Origin of the sequence: Glutamicibacter nicotianae (assembly GCF_016907615.1) — a bacterium.
Lineage (GTDB): Bacteria > Actinomycetota > Actinomycetes > Actinomycetales > Micrococcaceae > Glutamicibacter > Glutamicibacter nicotianae.
In genome coordinates this window covers 171922-197004 of the sequence record NZ_JAFBCH010000001.1, presented here as the reverse complement: position 1 = coordinate 197004, position 25083 = coordinate 171922, and the positions used below count along the sequence as shown (strand labels likewise).

General features: G+C 64.2%; 21 protein-coding genes and 1 pseudogene. 15 read left to right on the top strand and 7 right to left on the bottom strand.

The genetic code is table 11. The annotated features are described in order from the left end of the window. Positions 1–116: 116 nt before the first annotated feature. The 10 genes from JOE62_RS01005 to galE all read left to right on the top strand — a co-directional run bounded on the left by JOE62_RS01005 (position 117) and on the right by galE (position 12517). Positions 117–1730, top strand: coding sequence for a xylulokinase (locus JOE62_RS01005; protein ID WP_204719669.1), 1614 nt, complete (start codon positions 117–119; stop codon positions 1728–1730). A gap of 25 nt (positions 1731–1755) precedes the next feature. Continuing rightward, positions 1756–2472, top strand: coding sequence for an L-ribulose-5-phosphate 4-epimerase (locus tag JOE62_RS01000; RefSeq protein WP_038992817.1), 717 nt, complete (start codon positions 1756–1758; stop codon positions 2470–2472). 7 nt (positions 2473–2479) lie between these two features. Further along, positions 2480–3991 carry an L-arabinose isomerase gene (gene araA / locus JOE62_RS00995; protein ID WP_204719667.1) on the top strand — a complete coding sequence of 504 codons (1512 nt, stop codon included), beginning with the start codon at positions 2480–2482 and terminating at the stop codon, positions 3989–3991. Positions 3992–4167: 176 nt separating this feature from the next. Then, positions 4168–5337 (top strand): multiple monosaccharide ABC transporter substrate-binding protein, encoded by a 1170-nt coding sequence (gene chvE / locus JOE62_RS00990; RefSeq protein WP_204719665.1) that lies wholly within the window; start codon positions 4168–4170, stop codon positions 5335–5337. Positions 5338–5430: 93 nt separating this feature from the next. Next, positions 5431–6969, top strand: a complete 1539-nt coding sequence (mmsA, locus tag JOE62_RS00985) for a multiple monosaccharide ABC transporter ATP-binding protein (RefSeq protein WP_204719663.1) — start codon at positions 5431–5433, stop codon at positions 6967–6969. Beyond that, positions 6966–8147, top strand: coding sequence for a multiple monosaccharide ABC transporter permease (gene mmsB / locus JOE62_RS00980; protein ID WP_204719661.1), 1182 nt, complete (start codon positions 6966–6968; stop codon positions 8145–8147). Before mmsA ends, mmsB begins: the two co-directional genes overlap by 4 nt. 97 nt (positions 8148–8244) lie before the next feature. After that, entirely contained in the window at positions 8245–9189 is a 945-nt protein-coding gene (locus tag JOE62_RS00975; RefSeq protein WP_204719659.1) for an aldose 1-epimerase family protein, read from the top strand. Between the two features lie 66 nt (positions 9190–9255). Beyond that, positions 9256–10365 (top strand): galactose-1-phosphate uridylyltransferase, encoded by a 1110-nt coding sequence (gene galT, locus JOE62_RS00970; protein WP_204719657.1) that lies wholly within the window; start codon positions 9256–9258, stop codon positions 10363–10365. Further along, positions 10362–11558, top strand: a complete 1197-nt coding sequence (gene galK, locus JOE62_RS00965; protein WP_204719655.1) for a galactokinase — start codon at positions 10362–10364, stop codon at positions 11556–11558. The genes galT and galK overlap by 4 nt, the downstream gene beginning before the upstream one ends. Further along, positions 11555–12517 (top strand): UDP-glucose 4-epimerase GalE, encoded by a 963-nt coding sequence (galE, locus tag JOE62_RS00960; RefSeq protein ID WP_204719653.1) that lies wholly within the window; start codon positions 11555–11557, stop codon positions 12515–12517. Before galK ends, galE begins: the two co-directional genes overlap by 4 nt. Here the strand turns inward: galE and JOE62_RS00955 are convergent, their stop codons facing one another. Further along, entirely contained in the window at positions 12518–13546 is a 1029-nt protein-coding gene (locus JOE62_RS00955) for a Gfo/Idh/MocA family oxidoreductase (protein ID WP_204719651.1), read from the bottom strand. It abuts the gene before it with no gap. A 178-nt stretch (positions 13547–13724) separates the two neighbouring features. Between JOE62_RS00955 and JOE62_RS00950 the strand changes: the two genes are divergently transcribed. Further along, the gene (locus tag JOE62_RS00950; protein WP_204719649.1) at positions 13725–14600 is read left to right on the top strand and encodes an alpha/beta hydrolase family protein; all 876 of its coding nucleotides are present in this window, start codon (positions 13725–13727) and stop codon (positions 14598–14600) included. Positions 14601–14613: 13 nt separating this feature from the next. Here the strand turns inward: JOE62_RS00950 and JOE62_RS00945 are convergent, their stop codons facing one another. Beyond that, entirely contained in the window at positions 14614–15408 is a 795-nt protein-coding gene (locus JOE62_RS00945) for a carbon-nitrogen hydrolase family protein (RefSeq protein ID WP_204719646.1), read from the bottom strand. Between the two features lie 75 nt (positions 15409–15483). Beyond that, a complete protein-coding gene (locus tag JOE62_RS00940; protein ID WP_204719645.1) occupies positions 15484–16512 on the bottom strand; it encodes an aldo/keto reductase in 1029 nt (342 codons plus the stop codon). Positions 16513–16706: 194 nt separating this feature from the next. Between JOE62_RS00940 and JOE62_RS00935 the strand changes: the two genes are divergently transcribed. Beyond that, positions 16707–17303, top strand: coding sequence for a TetR family transcriptional regulator (locus tag JOE62_RS00935; protein ID WP_204719643.1), 597 nt, complete (start codon positions 16707–16709; stop codon positions 17301–17303). Between the two features lie 161 nt (positions 17304–17464). Here the strand turns inward: JOE62_RS00935 and JOE62_RS00930 are convergent. Further along, positions 17465–18706, bottom strand: a pseudogene (locus JOE62_RS00930) (cation:dicarboxylate symporter family transporter); the annotation flags it as partial. Between the two features lie 38 nt (positions 18707–18744). Between JOE62_RS00930 and JOE62_RS00925 the strand changes: the two are divergent. Then, positions 18745–19080: a hypothetical protein gene (locus JOE62_RS00925; RefSeq protein ID WP_204719641.1), complete on the top strand. Its 336-nt coding sequence runs from the start codon at positions 18745–18747 to the stop codon at positions 19078–19080. Between the two features lie 399 nt (positions 19081–19479). On the opposite strand, the gene JOE62_RS00920 is transcribed toward JOE62_RS00925, so the two are convergent. Beyond that, positions 19480–20046 (bottom strand): type II toxin-antitoxin system RelE family toxin, encoded by a 567-nt coding sequence (locus JOE62_RS00920; protein WP_338085727.1) that lies wholly within the window; start codon positions 20044–20046, stop codon positions 19480–19482. Next, entirely contained in the window at positions 20043–20342 is a 300-nt protein-coding gene (locus JOE62_RS00915; protein ID WP_239543095.1) for a type II toxin-antitoxin system Phd/YefM family antitoxin, read from the bottom strand. Before JOE62_RS00915 ends, JOE62_RS00920 begins: the two co-directional genes overlap by 4 nt. A gap of 423 nt (positions 20343–20765) precedes the next feature. Between JOE62_RS00915 and JOE62_RS00910 the strand changes: the two genes are divergently transcribed. Continuing rightward, a complete protein-coding gene (locus JOE62_RS00910; protein WP_204719635.1) occupies positions 20766–22619 on the top strand; it encodes an ABC transporter ATP-binding protein in 1854 nt (617 codons plus the stop codon). Between the two features lie 56 nt (positions 22620–22675). On the opposite strand, the gene JOE62_RS00905 is transcribed toward JOE62_RS00910, so the two are convergent. Next, a complete protein-coding gene (locus JOE62_RS00905) occupies positions 22676–23449 on the bottom strand; it encodes an IclR family transcriptional regulator (protein WP_204719633.1) in 774 nt (257 codons plus the stop codon). Between the two features lie 220 nt (positions 23450–23669). On the opposite strand from JOE62_RS00905, the gene JOE62_RS00900 reads away from it, so the two are divergent. Next, entirely contained in the window at positions 23670–25055 is a 1386-nt protein-coding gene (locus tag JOE62_RS00900) for an NAD-dependent malic enzyme (RefSeq protein ID WP_204719632.1), read from the top strand. The last annotated feature ends 28 nt before the right edge of the window (positions 25056–25083 follow it).

Genomic DNA, 25083 nt, shown 5'->3' with positions numbered 1-25083 from the left:
AAATGTTAGCGCTAACATTACTTCGAAGTTCCTGCCGGCAATATTCCGAATACCTCGGAGGGCTGCTGGCGATGCGAAGACGCTGCCCACAAGCTGGGCCTCAGGACGGAGAGTTCATGGCCACCGCGCCCCAGGATGCAACTGCTGCCCAGCTCATCACCAGCGGCCAAGCCGTGCTCGGCATCGAACTGGGCTCCACCAACATCAAGGCCAGCCTGATCGGTCCGGACTTCCAGCAGCTGGCCAGCGGAAGCCACCAGTGGGAGAACCAGTTCGAAGACCAGCTGTGGACCTACTCGCTGGACGCTATCCACTCCGGCCTGCAGCAGTGCTTCGCCGCCGTGCTTGCCGACTGCCGCCAGCGCTACGGCGTTGCGCCCAGCAGCTTCGCCTCCATGGGCGTTTCGGCCATGATGCATGGCTACATGGCCTTTGGCCAGGACGATGATCTGCTGGTTCCGTTCCGCACCTGGCGCAACACCAACACACGGGTGGCCGCCGAGCGGCTGACCGGAGCCTTCCGTGTCAATATCCCGCTGCGCTGGTCCGTTGCCCACTACTTCCAGGCCATGATCGATGGCGAGGAGCATGTGCCGCAGGTCCGGCACTTTACCACCTTGGCTGGCTATGTCCACACGCTGCTCACCGGCGAGAAGGTGCTGGGGATCGGTGATGCCTCGGGCATGTTCCCCATCGACACCGCGACCGGCACCTACGACGCCGCGATGCTCGACGCCTTCGACGAGATATCAGCGTCCTACCAGGCCACATGCACCCTGGCCGAGCTGCTGCCGGCAGTCCTGCCAGCCGGCGCGGCGGCAGGAAACCTGAGCGAAGCCGGCGCCCGCCTGCTCGATCCCACCGGCCAGCTGCAGCCCGGCACCCCGTTCTGCCCGCCCGAAGGCGATGCCGGAACCGGTATGGTGGCCACCAACTCGGTGGCCGTGCGCACCGGCAACGTCTCGGCCGGCACCTCGATCTTCGCGATGCTGGTGCTGGATCGGCCGCTGTCCGGAGTGCACCACGAAATCGATGTGGTCACCACCCCGGCAGGCGACAGCGTCGCGATGGTCCACTGCAATAACGGCGCAAGCGAGATCGGTGTCTGGGCAGGCGTATTCGGCCAGTTCGCGAAGGCGCTGGGCGTGGATGCCTCCAGCGACCGCATCTTCGAGGCACTGCTCGGCTCGGCGCTGGACGGCCAGGCCGATGGGGCGGGCCTGCTGGCCTATAACAACCTGTCCGGCGAGCCGGTCACCGGCCTGGAGCAAGGGCGGCCGTTGGTCATCCGCACCCCGGACTCCGCATTGACCCTGGCCAACCTGATGCGCGCCCAGGTCTACGGCATGTTCGCCACCCTGAGCCTGGGCATGAAGGTGCTGGCCGCGCAGGGCGTGCAGGTGGAAAAGCTCAATGCCCATGGCGGCATCTTCCGCACCGCCGGGGTGGCCCAGCGCTTCCTGGCCGCCGCGCTGGACACCGAAGTGAGCGTCTCGGAAACTGCCGGCCACGGCGGGCCGTGGGGCATCGCGGTGCTGGCAAGCTTCCGCCAGTTCATCGAAGCCAACCCGCAGGCCAGCTTGGATTCCTATCTGGACGAGCTGGTCTTCGCCGAGGCCAAGACCAAGGGCGCGGCCCCATTGCCTGAAGATGTGGTCGGCTACAACGCCTGGCTGCAGAACTATGAATCCGGATTGGCCATCCAGCGTGCGGCCATCGCCGCCCTTTAAGTTCCCAGCAGAAAGCCAAGAAAACATGAGTGAGCTCAAGTCGCTGGCGGATTATCCGCAATCGATGCAAGACGAGGTGGCCGCGGTCCGGCAGGCAGTTGCCAGCCTGCACGCCGAATTGCCGCGCTACGAGCTGGTGGTCTGGACCGCAGGCAACGTCTCCCAGCGCGTGCGCCATCCGCAGATCACCGATGGCAGCGCAGATCTGTTCGTGATCAAGCCGTCGGGGGTTTCCTATGACGACTTGACCCCTGAATCGATGGTGGTGTGCACCATCGACGGCAAGCTGCTTGAGGGCGAGCATGCGCCGTCCTCGGATACCGCCGCCCATGCCTACACGTATGAGCACATGCCGGAAGTCGGCGGCGTGGTGCACACCCACTCCACCTACGCCACCGCGTGGGCAGCGCGCGGCGAGGAAATCCCCTGCGTGCTGACCATGATGGCCGACGAATTCGGCGGACCAATCCCGGTGGGCCCTTTCGCCATCATCGGCGACGACTCGATCGGCCGCGGCATTGTCTCCACGCTGCGCGAATCCCGCAGCCCCGCGGTGCTCATGGCCAACCATGGGCCATTCACCATCGGCAAGGATGCCCGGGCTGCAGTCAAGGCTGCGGTGATGTGCGAGGAAGTGGCCCGCACTGTGCATATCGCCCAGCAGCTCGGGGACCCGCAGCCCATCGACCCCGCGAAGATCGACTCGCTCTACGAGCGCTACCAGAACGTCTACGGACAGTAAGGACATCATGGCCAAGGCATATAACGACAAGGAAATCTGGTTCTTCACCGGCAGCCAGGACCTGTACGGCGAGGACACCCTGCGCCAGGTGGCGCAGCAGTCCACCGAGGTGGCGCAGGCGCTGGATGCGTCCGCCGATGTCCCGGCGAAGATCATCTGGAAGCCGGTGCTGAAGGACTCCGAGTCGATCCGCCGCGCGATGCTGGAGGCCAACTCGGATGAGAACGTGCTGGGCGTGATCACCTGGATGCACACCTTCAGCCCGGCGAAGATGTGGATCAATGGCCTGAAGGCCCTCCAGAAGCCGCTGCTGCACCTGCACACCCAGGCAAATGTCGAACTGCCCTGGGATTCGATCGACTTCGACTTCATGAACCTGAACCAGGCTGCGCACGGCGACCGCGAATACGCCTACGTGGCCACCCGCCTGGGCGCCGCGCGCACCACGGTGGTCGGCCACGTCTCCAATCCCGCGGTCACCCGCCGCGTGGGCACCTGGATCCGCGGCGCTGCCGGTTTCAACGCCGTGCAGAACCTGAAGCTGGTCCGCTTCGGCGACAACATGCGCAATGTCGCGGTGACCGAGGGCGACAAGACCGAAGCGGAGATCCGCTTCGGGGTCTCGGTGAACACCTGGGCCGTCAACGACCTGGTCGAGGCCGTGAAGGCGGTGGCCGAGGCCGGCATCGATGCGCTGGTCGCCGAGTACGAGCGCGAGTACGACGTGGTTCCAGAACTGCGCGCCGGAGGCGCGCGCCACGGTTCGCTGCGCTATGCCGCTGCCCAGGAAATCGCGCTGGAAGCGTTCCTGTCCAGGGCCGGCGCCATGGCCTTCACCACCAACTTCGAGGATCTCGGCGGGCTCAAGCAGTTGCCTGGCCTGGCCGTGCAGCGCCTGATGGGCAAGGGCTACGGCTTCGGCGCCGAAGGCGACTGGAAGACCGCGGTGCTGGTGCGCGCCGCCAAGGTGATGGGCGAGGGCCTGCCGGGCGGAGCCTCGCTGATGGAGGACTACACCTACGACCTGACCCCCGGCAAGGAGCTGATCCTCGGTGCCCACATGCTCGAGGTCTGCCCGTCGCTGACCACCTCCAAGCCAAGGGTGGAAATCCACCCGCTGGGCATCGGCGGCCGCGAGGATCCGGTGCGCATGGTCTTCAGCGCGGACGCCGCCGAGGGCGCGGTGGTCGTGTCCATGGCCGATATGCGCGAGCGCTTCCGGCTGACCGCCAATGTGGTCGATGTGGTGACCCCGCCAGCTGACCTGCCGAACCTGCCGGTAGCCCGCGCGGTGTGGAGTCCGCGGCCTGATTTCAATATCTCTGCCGAGTCCTGGCTTGCTGCCGGCGGGGCGCACCACACGGTGATGTCCACCGCCGCAGGCATCGAGGCTTTCGAGATCTTCGCGGAGATCGCCGGTGCCGAACTGCTGGTCATCGACGAGGAGACCACACGCCGGAACTTCGCGCAGCAGATCCGCGTCAACCAGAGCTACTACCGCTTGGCGCAGGGTTTCTAGCAGCCAGACAAGCCCCTTTAATGTGCCCTGCGCGCCCTGTGCTGGGCGCGCAAGGCCACTGGGTAAGGAATCTTAATTTATTTTCATCAGAGGGTGGTCGAAGTCACTGTGTTAGCGCTAACATAGTGTGAGTCCAGTCTCATTCGCAGATATGGCAACCTTTCAAGGAGGAAAAGATGGCATGGAATAATTGGACCCGCAAAGCCGTGGCGACCATGGGATCGCTCGCACTGGTCGGCGCATTGGCAGCCTGCAGCGGCAGCGGCGCCGGAGGCGGAGCCGGGGCTGGCGGCGGGGAATCGACCGCCCCCGAGGACATCCAGGTGGGCGTCGCAATGCCAACCGAGACGTCCGAGCGCTGGATTGCCGACGGCGAAGCCGTCAAGTCCCAGCTGGAAGAAGCCGGCTTCGAAGTCGACCTGCAGTTCGCGAATGACGACATCCCCACCCAGCAGCAGCAGATCGACCAGATGATCACCAAGGGCAGCGACATCCTGGTGGTCGCCTCCATCGACGGCACCGCGCTGTCCACCCAGCTGCAGGCCGCCGCGGACCAGAACATCCCGATCATCTCCTACGACCGCCTGATCAACGGCACCGAGAACGTGGACTTCTACGTCACCTTCGACAACTACAACGTCGGTGTCCAGCAGGCCACCTCGCTGCTGACCGGCATGGGCCTGGCCGACGACCAGGGCAAGCGCACCGACAAGAAGGGCAAGTTCAACATCGAGCTCTTCGCCGGTTCGATCGACGACAACAACGCGCACTTCTTCTGGAAGGGCGCCATGGACACCCTCAAGCCATACCTCGACGACGGCACGCTGACGGTCAAGTCCGGCCAGACCAAGATCGAGCAGGCCGCCACACTGCGCTGGAGCCAGGAAGAAGCCCAGTCGCGCATGGAAGACCTGATCACCGCCCACTACCAGGGCGGCAAGACCAAGATCGACGGCATCCTCTCGCCATTCGACGGCATTTCCCGCGGCATCATCACCGCCCTGTCCAACGCCGGCTACGGCAAGTCCATCAAGGACGGCCTGCCGATCATCTCCGGCCAGGACGCCGAAATCGCCTCGGTGAAGCTGATCGACGACGGCGTGCAGTACGCAACCATCTTCAAGGACACCCGCAAGCTGGCCACCCAGGCTGTCGAGGCAGTGAAGGCCTACGCCGGCGGCGGCGAGCCGGAAGCCAACGACACCGAAAGCTACGACAACGGCAAGAAGGTCGTTCCCTCGTACCTGCTGAACTCGGACATCGTGGTCAAGGACAACATCACCTCGCTGCTGGTCGACTCCGGGTACTACACCGCCGAGGAAGTCAAGGCCGGCCAGGCCAAGTAGCCGCCCAGGCAGCAACCACGGTGGCGGGAGGGCAAGCTGCGCTCCCGCCGCCGCGGTTCACCGCTCACAGCACACACCAAGGACGTCTGCACTATGGACACCACGATCCTGCACATGCAGGACATCACCAAGACTTTTCCCGGAGTCAAGGCGCTGGACGGCGTCAACCTTTCGGTCAGCAAGGGCGAGATCCACGCCATCTGCGGCGAGAACGGCGCCGGCAAATCCACCCTCATGAAGGTGCTCTCCGGGGTCTACCCGCACGGCAGCTACGAGGGCAAGATCATTTTCGAGGGCGAGGAGCTCAAGGCCTCGAACATCAAGGATTCCGAAGACCAGGGCATCGTGATCATCCACCAGGAGCTGGCCCTGGTGCCCTACCTCTCGGTGGCGGAGAACATCTTCCTCGGCAACGAGACCTCCCGCGGCGGCTTCATCGACTGGAACGAAACCAACCATCGCGCCGCCGACCTGCTGGCCCGCGTGGGCCTGGACGAGCAGCCGGTTACCCCGGTCGGCCAGCTCGGCGTCGGCAAGCAGCAGTTGGTGGAAATCGCCAAGGCGCTGAGCAAGAACGTGAAGCTGCTGATCCTGGACGAACCGACCGCCGCGCTGAACGACGACGACTCGGAGCACCTGCTGAACCTGCTGCGCGAACTGCGCGAGCAGGGCATCACCTCGATCATCATCTCGCACAAGCTCGGCGAGATCGAGGACATCGCCAACACCACCACCATCATCCGCGATGGCCAGTCCATCGAGGCCCTGGACATGGCCGACCCCGCCTCCAACCAGAACCGCATCATCCGCGGCATGGTCGGCCGCGAGCTCTCGGCCCGCTATCCGGAGCGCGAGCCGCAGATCGGCGACGTGGTCTTCGAGGTGCGCGACTGGTCGGTCCAGCATCCGGTGCAGCAGGACCGCACCGTGGTGGAACACGCAAGCCTCGACGTGCGCGCCGGCGAAATCGTCGGCATTGCCGGGCTCATGGGCGCCGGGCGCACCGAACTGGCGATGAGCATCTTCGGGCACAGCTACGGCCGGAACATCACCGGCACCGTGCTGATGGGCGGCAAGCCGGTGGACACCTCCACTGTGGGCAAGGCCATCGGAGCCGGCATCGCCTACGTCTCGGAAGACCGCAAGAAGTTCGGCCTTAACCTCATCGAGGACATCCGCGTGAACACCACCGCGGCCGGGCTGGGCAAGATCTCCTCGAAGGGCTTCGTGGACGGCAACAGGGAAATCCAGATCGCCGAGCACTACCGCAAGTCCATGCGCATCAAGACCCCCAACGTCATGGCGAAGGTCGGCAACCTCTCGGGCGGCAACCAGCAGAAGGTCGTGCTGGGCAAGTGGCTGCACACCGCCCCCGAGCTGCTGATCCTCGACGAGCCAACCCGCGGCATCGACGTCGGCGCCAAATACGAGATCTACACGATCATCAACGAGCTGGCCGCGGCCGGCAAGGCGGTGCTGGTGATCTCCTCCGAACTGCCCGAGCTGCTGGGCATCTGCGACCGCATCTACACCCTGGCCTACGGCCGGATGACCGGCCAGCTGCCGCGCAGCGAAGCCACCCAGGAACGCCTCATGGAACTCATGACCATCGAGAAGGAAAGCACCCGATGACCATCACAAACGAGCTGAAGGATATCTTCACCAAGAACTTGCGCACCTCGGGCATCTACATTGCCTTCGTGCTCATCGTGGTGCTGTTCACCATCCTGACCAACGGCCTGCTGCTCAGCCCGATCAACATCACCAACATCATCCTGCAGTACTCCTACGTGCTGATCCTCGCGCTGGGCATGATCATCGTGATCGTGGCCGGGCACATCGACCTCTCCGTCGGGTCGCTGGTCGCCCTGACCGGCGCGGTCTCCGCGGTGCTGGTGATCAAGAACGACATGCCATGGTGGGCAGGCATGCTCGCCGGCATCGCGGTCGGCGGGCTGTGCGGTGTGTGGCAGGGTTTCTGGGTCGCGTACGTGGGCATTCCCGCGTTCATCGTGACGCTGGCCGGAATGCTGCTCTTCCGCGGTCTGACCTATGAAGTGCTCAGCAACGTTTCGCTCTCGCCGTTCCCCGGCGAATACGGCCAGATCGCCGGCGGTTTCCTCAACGGCCTGCTGGGCGGCAACGGTTTTGACCTGTTCACCGTGATCATCGGCGTGATCGCCGTAGCCGGCCTGATCGTCTCGCAGTGGCGCAACCGCTCCGGCCGCGCGAAGTACGGCCAGAGCGTTGAATCCATGGCCATGTTCCTGGCCAAGAACATCGTCACGGGCATCATCATCCTCTGGTTCTTCTGGCAGATCGCCACCAGTCGCGGCATGCCGATCGTGCTGATCATCCTGGCCGCCCTGATCCTGGGCTACCACGTGCTGACCACCAAGACCGTCTTCGGCCGCCACGTCTACGCCATCGGCGGCAACCTCTCCGCCGCGAAGCTCTCGGGCGTGAACGTGAAGAAGATCAACATGTGGATCTTCATCAACATGGGCCTGCTTTCCGGTGTGGCCGGCGTGGTCTTCTCCTCGCGCTCCAACGGTGCCCAGCCGGGTGCCGGGAACATGTTTGAGCTGGATGCGATCGCCGCCTGCTTTATCGGCGGCGCCTCGACCACCGGCGGCGTGGGCCGGGTGACCGGAGCGATCGTCGGCGGCCTGGTGATGGCGGTGCTGTCCAACGGCATGCAGCTGATGGGCGTCGGCGCGTCCACCCAGCAGATCGTCAAGGGCGTGGTGCTGTTGCTGGCAGTGGCCTTCGACATCTACAACAAGCGCCGCGCAGGCGCCGGCAACTAGGCTGCGGCTTGCTGCCACGGGCCCTCCCGAATGAGGTGGCGGGAGGGCCTGCCCATGCCCGACAGTTTCCCTGCCCCCCCGCATGAAGGATGACGACATGGATCGCCAAGCACTGCCAGCGCAGGACACCGCCAACGGCACGGTGCTCACTCTGCGAGCCCACGGCTTCACCGCGCAGCTGGCCACGGTGGGCGCCACCCTGGTGTCGCTGGAATATGCCGGCCGCCCGCTGGTGCGCGCCTTCGACCCCCATAGCCAGCGCCCGGTGTTCTCCGGAGCCATCCTTGCCCCCTGGCCCAACCGGGTGATCGACGGGGCCTACCACTGGGAAGGCCGGGAGCTGCAACTGGGAATCAGCGAGCCGGTGCGCGGCCACGCGCTGCACGGCCTAGTGCTGGACGAGAACTTCGAGATCACCGGACGCGGCCCGGACTTCGCCCAGCTGCGCACAGTGATCGCCCCGAGCGGCGGCTACCCGTACCGGGTGCAACTGGTGATCGGCTACCGGCTGGAAGCCGGCGGCCTGCGCACCATCGCCACCGCCACCAACCTCGGACAGGGCACCGCGCCCTTCGCCTGGGGTTCGCACGCCTACCTGGTTGCCCCGGGCCAACGGGCGGATGACTGGGAATTCACCCTGCCTGCCGGCAAGGTGCAACTCACCGAAGGCGCGCGCTTGCTGCCGAAGGAAGTGGTGGAGGTGTCCGGCACCGAGCTGGATTTCCGCACCTCGAAGCCGATCGGGGAACTGTTCATCGATCATGCGTACACCGGGTTGGCCGCCGGCGCCGACGGCTTGTTCAGTGCATCGATCGCCGACGCTGTGGGCGTCGGCGCGCAGATCAGCTGGGATGTGGCCTGCCCGTGGGTCCAGATCCACACCGCTGACCGCGATGACCCGGCGCTTGACCGCACCGGCCTGGCCATCGAGCCGATGACCTGCCCGCCCGGCGGGTTCAACTCAGGCCAGGACGTCATCGCGCTGGCCCCGAGCGCCAGCTGCGAAGCCAGTTGGCTGATCGGCCCGGTCCAGCCGCGCTGACCCGCAGGCGCGCCCGCCGCGCCGCCTACCTATTTGCACCACCACTAGCCCATTGGAGAGATGGCCATGCCGCAAGGCTCCGCAGCATATGAAGCAGCCCACCGGGTGCACCACCTGGCCGATGGCCGCGAAGCGATCTTCTTCGCCGATGCCAACACCGCACTGCCCGAACCGGCGGTCGATACCCGGCCGCTGGATCCGCGCGGGGAACCCGGCGAGCTGCGCTATGACCGGCTGACCGGAGACTGGGTGGCGGTCGCCGCCCACCGCCAGTCGCGCACCTACCTGCCGCCCAAGGAAGAATGCCCGCTATGCCCCAGCGGCAACGGGCGCATGAGCGAAATCCCCGCCGAGGATTTCAACGTGGTGGTCTTCGAGAACCGCTTCCCGTCGCTCGGCCCGGCACTGGGTTCGATTCCATCCGCCGCACCGGTGCAGGTTCCAGCCCCGGCCTACGGGCGCTGCGAAGTCGTGGTGTTCACCCCCGAGCACACCGGCTCCTTCGCCTCGCTGGATGACGCCCGGGCACGCACCGTCATCGAGGCCTGGGCGCAGCGCACCGCCGCATTATCCGCGATGGAAGGCATCGAGCAGGTATTCGTCTTCGAGAACCGCGGCCAGGACATCGGCGTGACCCTGCACCACCCGCACGGGCAGATCTACGCCTACCCGTACCTGGCCCCGACCGCCGCCAAGATGGCGGGCCAGGCGGTGGCGCACCTGGCGAACACCGGACGCCCCCTGGTGCAAGACATCCTGGACTTCGAGCGCAATGAGGGCACGCGCATGGTGCGCCAAGGCGAGCACTTCTCCGTGTTCGTGCCCTATGCCGCCCGATGGCCGCTGGAAGCCCATCTGGTCCCGCACCGCCACGTGCCGGATCTTGCCGTGCTCAATGAAGAGGAGAAAGCCGAACTGGCAGTGATGTACCGGGATCTGCTGCGCGGAGTCGACGCGCTGTACGACACCCCCACACCCTATATTGCCGCTTGGCACCAGGCTCCACTGGAAGCGGAAGCCCGTGAGGCGGCACGGCTGCACCTGCAGCTGACCAGCCCGCGCCGGGCAGCTGGCAAATTGAAGTACCTGGCAGGCTCGGAAGCTGCCATGGGCGCCTTCATCAACGATGTCCCGGCCGAGCAGGCAGCCGCCCGGCTGCGCGAGGTCATGCCATGAGCCGCAGCGGAAGCGGGGAAACCGCGGCGCGGGTCAACGCCCTGCGCGAAAAGTTCACCAAGGTCTACGGCCACCGGCCCGAAGGCATCTGGCGCGCCCCTGGACGGGTGAACCTGATTGGCGAGCATACCGACTACAACCTGGGCTATGTGCTGCCCTTCGCCATCGACAAGAACGCGCTGGTGGCGGTGCGCCGCAAGCCGCGGCTGGATCCGGGAAGCCAGGTGTTGGACTTCGCCTCCACCTACGGAGCAGGCGGCGAACCGCCGGTCACCTCGATCACCGTCGAGGAACTGGTGCCCCGGGCGGTGCCCGGCTGGGCCGCCTACCCGGCGGCCGTGCTGTGGGCGCTGAACCAGCTCGAAGGCGTGCGCATCGGCGGGCTGGAACTGATGGTCGACTCCGACGTCCCGGTGGGCTCCGGGCTGTCCTCCTCGCATGCCCTGGAAGTGGCGACCATCGTGGCGCTGGATGACCTCTACGGCCTTCAGCTGACCAAGGTGCAGATGGCCCAGCTGACCCAGCGGGCCGAGAACGAATTCGTGGGCGCCCCGACCGGAATCATGGACCAGAGCGCCTCGCTGATGTCCCAGGCCCAGCACGCGCTCTTCCTGGATTGCCGTTCCATGGAAACGCAGGCAGTGCCGTTGCCGTTGGCGCAGCACGACGCGGTGGTGCTGGTCATCGATACCCGCGTCGAGCATTCGCATGTGGATGGCGGCTATGCCGCCCGCCGTGCCAGCTGCGAGCAGGCCGCCGCCGCGCTGGGGGTGGAATCCTTGCGCGAAGTGCACAGCGTCGCGGAACTGGAAGCCATCGCCGACCCGGTGGCCCGGCGCCGCGCCAAGCACATCGTGACCGAGAACCGGCGGGTGCTCGATGCCGTTGCCGCGTTGCGCGCCTCGGACCTGGACGCGGTAGGCAAGCTGCTGTGCCAGTCCCACGAATCCATGCGCGACGACTACGAGATTTCCAGCGAGGAACTGGACACCGCCGTGGACGCGGCCATGGCGGCCGGAGCCATCGGCGCCCGCATGACCGGTGGCGGTTTTGGCGGCAGCGCCATTGCCCTGGTCAAGCGCGAGCAGATCGAGCCGGCCAGCCAGGCCGTCCGCGAGGCCTTTGACCGCGCCGGCTACGTCGAGCCGGCCATTTTCACCGTAATCGCAGATGAGGGAGCAGGCAGGGCATGAGTTGGCTAGTGACCGGCGGAGCCGGGTATATCGGATCCCACGTGGTGCGTTCGCTGCAGGCGGCGGGGTTCGAACCGGTGGTCGTGGACTCGATGTCCAGCGGGGTGCGCTCCTTCGTTCCCGAAGAAGTGCCGTTCTACCAGTTGAGCATCCTGCAGACCGAAAAGCTCGTGGAAATCATGAAGCGCCACGAAGCCTCCGGAGTCATCCACCTGGCCGGCTACAAGTATGCCGGGGAATCGGTGAAGCACCCGCTGCTGGCCTTCGAGCAGAATGCTACCGGCACCGCGCACCTGCTCGAAGCGATGGCCACCGCCCGCGTGCACAATATGGTCTTCTCCTCATCGGCCGCCGTCTACGGCACCCCGGCCGAGGATGTGGTCACCGAGACTACCGGCACCTTCCCCGAATCCCCGTATGGCCAGAGCAAGCTCGTGGGGGAGTGGATGATCCGCGACCAGGCGACGGCCGCCGGGCTGAAGCACACTTCGCTGCGCTACTTCAATGTGGTTGGGTCGGGCAGCGCTGAACTCTATGACGCGAGTCCGCACAACCTGTTCCCGCTGGTGTTCCAGGCGTTGAATGCCGGCAAGTCCCCGAAGATCTTCGGCACCGACTACGGCACCCCCGATGGCACCTGCGTGCGCGACTACGTGCATGTCGCCGACCTCGCGCTGGCGCATGTGGAAGCGGCCAGGAAGCTGGAGGCGGGCGAGGCGTTGGAGCCGGTCTACAACCTGGGTTCAGGTGATGGCGTCTCGGTGCGGCAGATCATGGATGCGGTCGCCGAGGTGACCGGCATCGGCTTCACCGCTATTGAGGAAGCCCGCCGTCCGGGCGATCCGGCGCGCATCGTTGCCGACGGCAAGCTGGCCGCCCGCGACCTGGACTGGAGGATGCGCCATAGCCTGGCGCAGATGGTGCACAGCGCCTGGGAGGCCTCGGCGCAGCGTCGCTGACTAGCCGGTGCGCAGTTTTGCGGCGATCGCATCCATGGTCTGGGCAATCGCCAGCGACTCGTCCAGCGGCATGACCGGCGACTCGGTCAATCCATCGGCGATGCACCGGGCTACGTGGGCCGCTTCGAAGCCCAAGCCGGCAGCCGGCGAGGTTTCGGCGAACTTGCGGCTGTCGACGAGCTTTCCGTCGGCACTGCGCAGCACCAGCGCGGAACCGCAGCAGATCGGACGCTCCAGCTCCAGCGTTCCCTCGGTGCCGGCGATCCATGCGCCTTGCGGCGAATCGGTCTCAATGCTGCTGAACACCGTTGCCGTGGATCCGTCCTCATTGGCCAGCACCGCGGTGAAGGACGCATCGACACCGGTCGGGGCCATCCGCCCGGAAGCGTGCAGAAGCTGCTTGGCCGGGGAAACCATGGCGCTGAAGGCAATGGGATAGATGCCGAGATCAAGCAGGGCCCCGCCGCCCAGTGCCGGGTCGTAGATGCGCGAGCTGTAGTCGACCTCGAACCTGGCACCGAAATCAGCCTGGATGGTGATCACCTGACCGAGCATTCCGGACTCGATGACCTGCGACAGCACATTCCCGATCGGCAGGAAACGCGACCACATGGCTTCCATCACGAACACCCCGGCAGCCCTTGTCGCCTCGATGATCCGGGCCGTTTGCCGGGCATCCAGGCTCATCGGCTTCTCCACCAGGACGTACTTGCCCGCGGCGATGGCCTTCAGCGCCAGGTCCGCGTGGCCGCTGTGCGGGACAGCGATATAGATGGCATCCACCGCAGGGTCGTCGAGTACCGCATCGTATGAACCGAAGGCCCGGGTTCGCCCATCCCCGTAGGTGCGCGCGAACTGCTCGGAGCGGGCCAGGGTGCGCGAGCCGACAGCGCCGATCCGGCTGGCGGTCAAGCTGTTCAGCGACTGGGCGAACTGCGAGGCGATCCACCCCGGCCCGAGAATGCCCCAATTCAGCGCAGGGGCCGAAGAGGGATGGGGCAGCGTGGATTCGGGCAGGGCTAGTGGCACTGGGGGCTCCGATGGCAGGCAAGGTCAGATGGCTGTTTCTACCCTAAGCGGAGGATGGCCCTGGTGGAAGAGGAATTGAGCAATGATCAACCGGCCGGAAGCTGGATGGATCTGGTCGAGTGGATTCCGAGCGGAAGAATGTATTTACTGGTGAGTAACATATGGCTAGGATGGCGGTATGCAACCCCAGAGCATCATCAGCGAAGCAGTGCGCGTTCTCGTCACAGCCAAGGACAGTGTCCAGGCCACGGTGTTCAAACCGGCACAAGACCCGCGCGGCGTGCTGGTGATTCATCCGGCGACCGCCACCCCGCAGCGGTTCTATCGCGCCTTGGCTGAAATGGCGACGCGCTCCTCAATGATTGCCGTGACCTACGACTACCGGGGTACAGGGCTGTCCGGCTCGCCCAAGGAATGCAGCAGCCTGCGGATGCGCGACTGGATCCAGCAGGATATCCCAGCCGTCGCGCGGTGGGCGGCCGAGAGCTACCCCGACCTCCCGCACTACGCAGTGGGCCACAGCATCGGAGGGCATGGGCTGATCCTGGATTACGGCACCGAAGCGCTGTCGGCAGCGGTTATCGTCTCCAGCCATGTGGCCGCTTCGCGGACCATCTCCCCGTGGCAGGAACGGGCGCGCGTCACCGCGATACTGAATATCGTGGGACCGGCGCTCAGCCGGACCATGGGCTACATGCCCGGGCAGAAACTCGGGTTGGGCGAGGACATCCCGACAGCTGCCTTGCTGGAGTGGAGCCGCTGGATCCGGAAACCCAACTACTTCTTCGATGACCCGAGCATGCAGGCCCGGGAACGTGCAGCCCGAACCCGGATTCCCATCCTGGCCGTCGGTGCCAGTGATGACCGGTGGGCCTCGCCACGGCAGATGGACCAGCTGACCGGGCACCTGGTCTCGGCCACGGTCCAGCGCCGGACCTGCACGCCAGATGAGCTCGGGGTGCCAGTCATCGGGCATCACGGGCTGATGCGGCGCGGGGTCGGGGATGCCGCCTGGCCGGACATGCTGGACTGGCTGGAGAACCGGAAACGCTGAGCCCGCCGCCTGGCTACAGGTCGACCGCGTTGGCCAGCACCGGCAGCTGCTTGCGCGCGACCTCGACCCGATCGAGATCCAGGTCCACGACCAGCAGCTCGGGCTCCGCACCGGCCTGGGCGATAACACGGCCCAGCGGATCCACCGCAAGTGAGTGGCCGACGCCCAAAGGCGCCGTGCCGGTGACCGTGCGGCCAATGCTTTGCGGATCCGCCTGGTCCACCGCCACCACGAAGGTCGTTGAATCCAGTGCCCGGGCCTGTGCCAGGGTGGTCCACTGCTCGGCCTTCCCTTCGCCCTGTCCCCACGAAGCGCTGACAATGCAGATCGAAGCGCCAGCCTGCGCATGGCGGGTGAACAAGCGCGGGAACCGCAGGTCGTAGCAGGTGGCCAACCCGATGATCGTGCCCTCATGCTTGAACTGCACCGGGGACTGACCGGGCGTCACCGAATCCGACTCCGCATAGCCGAAGGCATCATAGAGATGGATCTTGTCGTAGTGGGTATCAACCCCGTCGCCGGCGACCAGCAAGGTGTTGCGTACCCGTCCGCCCTCGCCGGGGGTGAACATGCCCGCGGCGATGGTGATGCCGATCTCCCGCGCCTGCTGGCGAATCAGCGTAGCCCAGGGGCCATCCAGAGCCTGCGCGTATTTGGCGAGATCATGGCCGAAAGACACCTGCATCGCCTCGGGAAAGACCACCAGCGTTGCCCCTGCCTCCTTCGCCTGGCGGGCATGATCGCGCACCGTCACCAGATTGCGCTGGGGATCAGCGGTGCTCAGCACCTGCGCCAAAGCGATTCTCATGGGATAGTCCTTTCCTGTGGCGAACGTGTGGCGATGCGCTACGCTCACGACTCTACGCAGTAGCGATCAGCGAAGCTACATCTGGGCCATCTGGACCTCTTCGCGGCCCTTGGACACCGACATCACGTCCTTCTGGCGCTCGCCGTCCACTTGGGCGGCCAAGGCATCCAGTGCCGACAGGGATTCCGCGGACAAGCGGACATCCAATGCCTGCAGGTTGTCATCGAAGTGCGCGCTGAAGCGGGTCCCCGGGATCGGGGAGACGGCGACACCGAATGCGCGGGCCTTTTCGTAGACCCAGGCCAGCGATGCTTGGGAGGTGGAGATGTTCTCGCGTTCGGCCACATCATTGATGACTTGGCGCAGCGGCTGGTTGTGCTCCATGCGGGATGCCTCGAAGCGCGGGAAGTTGCGGCGGATGTCCTCTGAGCCCAGCTGTTCCAGTGAATCCACTTCGCCGGTGAAGTATCCGCGGCCCAGCGACGCGTAGGTCACCAGGCCCACGCCCAGTTCGCTGGCGGTTGGCAGCAGCCAGCGCTCGATGTCGCGGCTGAAAATCGAGTACTCCGTCTGGATCGCTGAAATCGGATGCACCGCATGGGCTCGGCGCAGCTCCTGGGAGGTCACCTCGGATAATCCGATGTGCAGGATTTTCCCCGTTTCGACCAGTTCCCTGTAGGCTCCGACCGTCTCCTCGATCGGCACTCTGGAATCCACGCGATGGTAGTAGTACAGGTCGACGTGGTCGACGCCGAGGCGCTGCAGGCTCTCGTCCATGCATTTCTTGATGAAGGCGGGGTCGCCGTTGGCGCGTGGATCTCCCGGGTTCTTCGGGCGGACGATACCCGCCTTGGTTGCCAGCGTGACTTCGTCCCGTCGGGTTTTCAGCACCTGGGACAGCAGGGCTTCGTTGTGCCCATCGCCGTAGATGTTGGCGGTATCCAGGAACGTCACGCCGCGATCAATGACGTGGTTCAGTGTGCGCAAGGATTCGGCATCGTCGGCCGCGCCGTAGGGCCCGCTCAGCGACATGCAGCCAAAACCCTGCGCAGTGGTTTCCAGTCCTTGGCCGAGGTCGATGCGGTTTGCGATCTGCTGTGCCATGCTTGTCCTCATCAGTAGTCGGTTTTTCTGTACCAGAGCCTAGCGAAGCGGAAACGGAATGGCCTCACGTTCGAGGAAATATTGAGCCCCGCGAACCGCAACCACCGCGACACACCCTAGCCGAATGTCTGATGACTTGGATAAAGAGACTGCGTCTCACTTTCGCGAATTGATCGCAGAGTAAGATTCTTGCCATGGGCAGCGTGGTTCGCGATCGGGTTCGCGAAAAGATGAAAGTCGAGTTGGCGGAACAGGCCTATGCCGTGTTCGCCGAACGCGGTGTAGAGAACGTCACCGTCCAGCAAGCAGCCCAAGCCGCCGGAATTTCCCGCGCAACGTTCTTCCGGTACTTCTCCTCGAAAGAGGATGCGGTGGTTACCGCGCTACGTTCCATGACCGGGCACTTCGCCGATATGGCCCGCTCCATGACGTCGCAGCCGGGGGAGAGCTTGCTGGAGCTCTTGCGCCGCAGCTTCGAACCGGCAGTGGCGTTCGCTGAACAGGATCCGGCGACAATGATCAGCCGCATTGAATTGATCCGGAGCACCCCTGCGCTGCGGGCCAGCTGGCAGGAATCCCTGCGTGAGCAGCAGGCGGCGCTGGCCCAGGCGCTCTCGCCGTTCTGCGCGAACCAGCGGCTGGCCGAAACCGCCGCTTTGCTGGGCCTGTCCCTGTACGGCCATGCGCTGGACCGCTGGGTTGGCACCACCGGCAGCACGCTGCGCGAGATCCTTGATGAGGCTTTCGACTTCGCCGCGATGATCGATGACAACTGGGTGGTGAAGCACTAGGAACCGGTGCAAGCTATGGCAAACAACGCACAACAATGGCCGCGGACCAAAGCTGGCGAGTAGAACGGAGAGCGGCCGGCGTGCACTGGAACAATTCCAGTGCACGCCGGCCGTTTCGTGTTCAGGATCCCCGCAGTTTCCCTTGAAGCATTCGGCTTGCCTCAGCTGCGCACTTCGGCGCGTTCGTCATCGAAGTGGCTTTTTCGTGCGGCCGCTGCCGCCTCGGCTTCAGTTGCCGGACGCATATCGAACTTTGGCAGGGCATCCGGGGAAGGGCAGCCACCGAACTACGGCGAAGGCTGGCCGCCGTTGGCTACGCGGTCCGCTTCCAGTTCTTCCTACTCCTCTTCGCGTCCGAGCATGCGGGCCGAGTCCTCGTTGGTGATTTCACCGGCGACGGCACGCTTCATCGCCTCGCGCTCGAACTGCCCTTCCTATTTGGCGACGACGAAGGTGGCTACGCAGTTGCCCAGCAGGTTCACCGCGACGCGCATCGAATCCATGATGTGGTCTGCGCCCAGCAGCAGGGCCACGCCGGCCACCGGGAAGATGCCCAGGGCCGCGGCGGTCGCCGACAACGCCAAGAACGAGGATCCCGGGACGCCTGCCATGCCCTTGGAAGTTAGCAGCAAGATGCCCAGCGCGGAGAGCTGCTGGCCGCACCATCGAGGTTGAAGGAATATCCGGTCGGAACCACCAAGCCGGTGGTGGCACGGGAACATCCGGCGTTGGTCAGCTTGGTCATGATCCTCGGCATCACGGACTCCGTCGATGCGGTGCCCAGGGCCAGCAGGAATTCCTGGCGGGTGTACTTGATGAACTCCCATAGTGGAACCCGGGCAAATGCCCAGGCAACTACGAAGAGGATGCCGATGAACAGCAGGGCCGCGGCGTAGCAGGCCGGAATCAACTTCGCATAGGTGCCCAGTGTCTCGATGCCGTATTGACCGATAATGAAACCCATGGCGCCGAAGGCACTCAGGGGTGCAACGCGCATGACCCAGCTCATGACCTTGAAAATCAGTTCCAGGATGTTCTCGAATGCCGCCAGCAACGGTGCGCAGCGTTCCTGGCCGACGACTACGATGGCTGCGCCGAAGAAGACCGAGAAGAACAGCACCTGTAGCAGGTTGTTATCGGCGAAGGCACCGATGACTCTGACCGTAATGATTCCCAGGATGAAGTCGGCCGCCCCCCTTGGCCTCGCCGGATTTCTCCTCGATAGCCCCGGTGTCGAGAGTTGACGGGTCGATGCTCAAACCGGCACCTGGCTGGAAGACGTTGGCAATGATCAGGCCGAAGACCGAGGCGCAGGTGAAGTAGATCAAGGCCTTGACGCCGACGCGTCCCACTGCCTTGACATCGCCCACCGCCGCGATGCCGGTGACGATCAACAGGAAGATCGGCCACGGCTATCGAGTTGCTGGCGGTCGACGAGTTCGTGGAGATCGATAGACTTTTCGATCAGGTGACCGCGGTGGCGCCGTTCACCAGTGCGCGCACGGAACGGGCTACCTGGAAGTTCTACATTGAGCACCCCCAGTATGGATCGCTGGGCTACGCCGACTCCGACTTCCCTGGCGTGGTGGACCGCCGTTACCTGATGGCCCTGATCTTCGAGTACGCCGCGACCCTGGGCGTTGTCGATGTGCGCTATGTGCGCCCCGAAGGCGCGCAAGCGGACGTGGAGCGTTTCAACCTGTATGATCCGAATGCACCGATAAGCCGCTATGACGGGCTGCTGCAAGTGCGGGACACCTTACTTACGCGCGTCTAGCGAGCCTGCATTGGCGTATTGAACTTACGGAAGGTGCACGGCTTGCCTGTACTCGCGAAATTCAGATGAGCCGTCCTCCGGTGTTCTGCGATCGTTCGATTCCCTGTGTCCGGAATGGACATTTGTAGGAGGAGGCAGGCCAAAAATTGCTAATGCCGCAGACACGGTTGCGGTATTGGAGACCTCTAATTGCAGAGGAATTGTTGCTTGCTTCGAAAACAGTCGTGATCCAATTTGATTCAGTAAAAGATACAAGTCGTGAACATGATTCGACGCTGACGATGGGTCGTCGCTAATGCCACTATCACTTGTGATCTGTCGGCAGAGCTGGGTATCAGAGTGCTCCACTTAGTTTCTGCATATCCCATTGAAGTTGCTCGAAGCGTGCCAGACGGGGATTCAGCTACCGCTATGTCCGGACCAGTGCTCAATTAGTCTTTGCTGGCCTTGTTGTTCGCTGAGCTCTGAGATTTCCGGATCAGACAAGTGCAGCTGATCTTTCAATGCACTGATCATCCATTCGGGAAGGGGCGATGCGAGGGCTGGCTCGGCCGTTGCCTCAACTGATTCGTAGAGCCGACCCATTTGGATGATGACGTCCTTCAAAGGTCGAATTTTCGGGCTGTTGCCCATGCGTGCAACCCGTGAGGTGAGCTCCTCGTAGACTTCGCCATCTGAACGTGCGCCCACAGCCCAGATTTCCGAGATATCAAGAACGGGTATACCGGAGGCATCCTCGGTGATGCGCCAAACGATGCGCCAATCCCGGTCACCGACAACTAGCTTGCGAAAACCACCCAGGGCTCCAAGCAGTGGTTCACCGGCTTCAGGCGACTGTTCCAGAAGCAGCATTTTCTTGAACACGGCACGGACGATCCGGGGGTCTTTTTTGTGAAGGCGATGCAGGTCGGACACTGCGTCTTCAGTTAGCCGAACAATACACAGCCGGTCTCGAGGCTGACTCACGAATCCCCTGACTTAGCTTCTTTGGCATTTTCTGCCTCCAACTCTGCGCGGTCCAAGTTGAAGAATTCCAAGGCTTGATCGAGGGTCGTGCGTGCACCGCTATCGGTGGCAAAGCGTGCCATAACCAATGCGGCGTCGCGAAGTGTCTCCCGGTCCTGTCGTAGTTGAGCGATTTCCTTGGCTGACACCACTTCGGCCACAACCTTGCCGTGACGCGACAAGACTGTATCGCGGCCTTCTTCAGCGGCCGCCACCAACGCTGAAAGGCCGGAACGGGAAGCTTCGGTGATGCTCATGGTAGTCATGCAAAAACTATATAGATTTCTACCTAGATTTTCAATGTCTGCTTAGTTCCCGTTCGGCGGCTTGGGAGCCTCAGCATTTATCAGCACGATGAGCGCAGGCCGGTAATTCATTTCATGTTGGCTAACGGCGATTACAGTTGTTCGTTTAAAGCTTGTCGTTCATGGTCAATAGGCTGCCGGCCTCACACTGAGTTCCTCACTTTCTACACTGAGCACGCCAGCTCATGCACTGAGGGCGGGCTTGGAATTGCCAGGGGCTCCATGCGTGATCTTGCTGCCGCCGGCAAGGAAGTTCTTTCATGCAATCAGACCGGGACGTAAGCTTTGCCTACGTAGAGGCGTGGTCCGCTTACTGAGATCATTGGGTTCAAGCGTCCCACCGATTAACTCCAGCAGGATTGAGAGCACTCGTTAATGAGCATGGAAAGCGCCGCCTGGCATTCGCTATGGAAGCTGTCGGGAGACAAGGGCAAGGCCTACGCTCCCACCACGCCCAAGCGAGTGTTGAAATTTGCCGCTAGCTACAAGTCCCGCCTGCTGGTCTTCGTCATCTTCTCCATCCTGGCCGCCGTGCTGGCCGTGATCACCCCGGTGCTCGCGGGACGGGTGGTCGACGAGATTGTCGCGCAATCCGGCATCCGCACGATCCTCAACGTGGCGCTGCTCATGGCGGTGATTGCGATCCTGGACGCCGTGGTTTCAGTAGTCGTCCGCTGGTTCTCCTCGCGCCTGGGCGAGGGAATCATCTATGACCTGCGCACTGCGGTCTTCGACCACGTACAGAAAATGCCGGTGGCGTTCTTCTCCCGCACCCGGACCGGTGCGCTGGTCAGCCGCTTGAACAACGACGTCATCGGTGCGCAGTCAGCCTTCGCCGGAACCCTGTCCGGACTAGTCTCCAATACCGTGGCGCTGGTGCTCACCGCGGGCGTCATGTTCACCACCTCGTGGCAAGTCACGCTGATCGCGCTGGTGCTGCTGCCGATCTTCCTGCTGCCCGCCCGCCACTTCGGCAAGTCCGTGGCCCTGCTGCGCCGCGAATCCGCGGAGCTGAACGCGACCATGGGCAACCAGATGACCGAGCGCTTCTCCGCACCCGGCGCCACCCTGATCAAGCTTTTCGGCCGCCCCAAGGACGAGTCCGAGCAGTTCGCGCTGCGTGCCGGAAAGGTGCGAGATATCGGCGTGAAGATGGCCATGCGCCAGTTCTACTTCGTCGCCGCGCTGACCCTGGTGGCTGCCCTGGCCCTCGCACTGGTCTACGGCCTGGGCGGAATGTACGCGGTGCGTGGCGACCTGGCCGCCGGCGACGTGGTGGTTCTGGGTATGCTGCTCACCCGCCTCTACACGCCGCTGACCGCACTGGCCAATGCCCGTGTGGAAATCACCAGCGCGCTGGTCAGCTTCGACCGTGTCTTCGAGGTGCTGGATTTGGAACCGCTGATTGCCGATGCGCCGAACGCCCGCCGGCTTGAGGCCGGGTCGGTGCCGGTGAAGTTCAACCACGTGAACTTCTCCTACCCGAGCGCGGACATGGTTTCGCTGGCCTCGCTGGAGGAAGTGGCAGTGCTTGACACCCGCGGCGGCGAGGAAGTCCTGCATGATATCGATTTCGAGATCCCCGCGGGACAGACCTTTGCGCTGGTCGGTTCTTCCGGTGCCGGCAAATCCACCATCGCCTCGCTGCTGGCCCGTCTCTACGACGTGGACTCGGGCAGCATCGAACTGGCCGGCCAGGACATCCGCCAGCTCAAGCTGGACTCGTTGCGCGGGGCGGTCTCCATGGTCACCCAGGACGGGCACTTGTTCCACGAGTCTATCCGCTCCAATCTCGCCTTGGCTCGTCCGGAAGCTACCGATGAGCAGATCTGGGAGGCGCTGGAGCGCGCCCGGCTCAAGCCGGTGATTGCCGCCCTGCCCGATGGACTGGACACCGTGGTGGGGGAGCGTGGCTACCGGCTTTCCGGCGGAGAACGCCAGCGCATGACCATTGCCCGGCTGCTGCTGGCAGCTCCCCAGGTGGTCATCCTGGACGAGGCCACCGCCGCGCTTGACTCGTCGAACGAGGCCGCAGTGCAGGCGGCGCTGGGCGAAGCGCTGGAAAACCGCACCGCGCTGATCATCGCCCACCGCCTGTCGACCATCCGCTCGGCAGACCAGATCCTGGTCGTGGAGGGCGGACGCATTCTCGAGCGCGGCACGCACAGTGAGCTGCTGGCCATCGGCGGGCGCTACAGCGAGCTGCACGCCACCCAGTTCGCGCAGTAGCGCGCCGGTTCGGCAGTTCCGGAGGTGATCAGGTACCAGCTGGAATTGCCGCCTGCCTAGTCGGCGGCTGCCACCAGCTGGCGGCCCAGTTCGCGGGCAGCGTCCTGCAGTACCGGCACGGCCTTCTTCGTGAAGGCCTCGTCGACTCTGGTCACCGGGCCGGAGACCGAGATGGCCATCGGCGTGGGCGCGCCCGGTACCGGCACCGCGATACAGCGCACGCCCAATTCCTGCTCTTCCTCGTCGACGGCGTAGCCTCGCTCCCGGGTGGCCTCGACATCGGTGAACAGCTTTCCCAGGGTGGTGATGGTGTTAGCGGTCTTCGGCGGCATGCCCGCCTGCGAGACCAGGCGCTGCACACGCTCGTCATCGAGCACCGAGAGCACGGCCTTGCCGACCCCGGAGTTGTGCAGCATGGCGCGCCGGCCTACTTCGGTGATCATGCGCATCGAGTGGGCCGACTGGACCTGGGCGATGTAGGTGACCATGTCGCCATCGAGCACGGCGATATTCGCCGATTCGCCCAGCTTCGCGACCAGTTCCTTCAATGCGGGGGAAGCCAGGGCCCCCAGCTGGCGGTTGGCGACCTCGCCGAGGCGGATCAGCCGCGGGCCGAGCGAGTAGCGGCGATTGGGCAGCTGGCGCACGTAGCCCACGCCCACCAGGGTGCGCAGCAATCGGTGGATGGTCGGTAATGGCAGGGGAGTATCGGCGGCCAGCTCGCTGAGCGCCGCTTCGCCGCCAGTCCGCGCGATGACTTCCAGGAGCTCAAAAGCACGCTCGACGGACTGGACGCCGCCGGTGGTGGACTTGCTGGCAGTCTGCGTCATCTTTGCTCCTATATAGAGGCAGTAGTTTTCGGAAACGGATAGTGCATTACTTCTACGATGCGAGATCCTTCGTCCCAAGAATAGCGCAGAAACGACCATTCCTTCCACGATCCGATATTAAGCCGTCAAAAAATCGTGCCCCACTCCACAAAACATCCTTGCATTTTCATTTTGAGGATAATAGTATCCACTATACGGAAAACTTTTACAGGAGGATCAGATGGCAGCGCCAAGCCCGGGATATTCACTCACCCTTCGCGTCCAGGCGCCTGCGTCGATTACCGCGACCAGCGAACTGGCCGGCGCTGTCGGCTCGGCCGGCGCGCACATCACGGCCTTGGATGTCACCGAGTCGAACCACACCCACATGGTGGTGGACGTTTCCTGCAACACCACCGACGTGGCCCACGGCGAGACCGTGCGCGCTGCACTGGAGAACCTCGACGGCGTGAGCGTGCGCAACGTCTCGGACCGCACCTTCCTGATGCATCTGGGAGGCAAGCTCTCGGTCACCCCCAAGGTGGCCCTGCGAAACCGCGACGACCTCTCCCGCGCCTACACCCCGGGTGTCGCCCGTGTCTGCATGGCCATCGCCGAAAACCCTGCCGACGCGCGCAACCTGACGGTCAAGCGCAACACCATCGCAGTGGTCACCGACGGCTCGGCAGTGCTGGGCCTGGGCAATATCGGCCCGGCCGCGGCCCTGCCGGTCATGGAAGGCAAGGCCGCGCTGTTCAAGCAGTTCGCCGATGTCGATGCCTGGCCGGTCTGCCTGGACACCCAGGACACCGAGGAGATCATCAAGATCGTCAAGGCGTTGGCCCCGGTCTACGGCGGGGTGAACCTCGAGGACATCGCCGCCCCGCGCTGCTTCGAGATCGAAGCGCGGCTGCGCGAGGAGCTGGACATCCCGGTCTTCCACGACGACCAGCACGGCACCGCAATTGTCACGCTGGCCGCATTGCTGAACGCGGTGAAAGTCGTGGACAAGAAGATCGAGGACCTGCGCATCGTGGTTTCTGGTGTCGGCGCGGCCGGCAACGCGATCATCCAGCTGCTCATGGCCCGCGGCGCAAGGAACATCATCGCCTGCGGACGCAACGGCGCGATCAGCCGCAACGAGAGCTACACCGATGCGCACCGCATCTGGCTCTCTCAGAACACCAACCCGGAGAACGTCACCGGCACCCTGAAGGAAGCCGTCGTCGGCGCAGATGTCTTCATCGGCGTCTCGGCCCCGAACGTGCTGGACGAAGCGGACATCGCCGCCATGAACGAGCGTGCCGTCGTCTTCGCCATGGCCAACCCGGATCCCGAGGTGGACCCGGAGATTGCAGGCCGCCACGCCGTGGTGGTCGCCACCGGGCGCAGCGACTTCCCGAACCAGATCAACAACGTCCTGGCATTCCCAGGTTTCTTCCGCGGGCTGCTGGATGCAGGCGTCACCGAGATCACCGACGCCATGCTCCTGGCCGCCGCGGATGCCATTGCCGCCCGAGTCAGCGAATCAGAGCTGAACCCAGGATTCATCATCCCGTCGGTATTCGACCCACAGGTCGCCTCCGATGTTGCACTGGCGGTGCAGGACGCAGCCGCCGCTAAGTAGGTGCTGCGCAGCAAGACCCAAGGGTGCA